A 264-nucleotide genomic window follows, 5' to 3' on the forward strand; every position below is an offset into this window, starting at 1 on the left:
GTTGTACAATAAACGTGATAATTTTTCGATAATTAATGATATTGATCAATCTTTATTACCTGAACTATTAATAGAAAGAGAGAGGATCTTTAAAGAGAATCAGTATTATGTTCTATGCTGTAATTTGAGAAATTTATGCCAACATAAAATGTTGCCAGTAAATAGGCTAACTTTAAAATATCCATCTAAAAGTACATATGGAAACGGCGTAATAACAAAATTTCAGATTCCACTCGTATTATCGGCAATGGAAGAGGCAGAAAG

Annotated in this window: 1 protein-coding gene; it reads left to right on the plus strand. The window is 29.9% G+C overall.

The window, feature by feature from the left end:
- The coding region (locus tag AAEY79_RS15235) for a hypothetical protein (RefSeq protein WP_352289324.1) at positions 1-264 on the plus strand (264 nt) is incomplete at both ends.

The organism is Psychrobacter sp. GW64-MNA-CIBAN-0177 (assembly GCF_040309585.1).
GTDB classification, from domain to species: Bacteria; Pseudomonadota; Gammaproteobacteria; order Pseudomonadales; family Moraxellaceae; genus Psychrobacter; species Psychrobacter okhotskensis.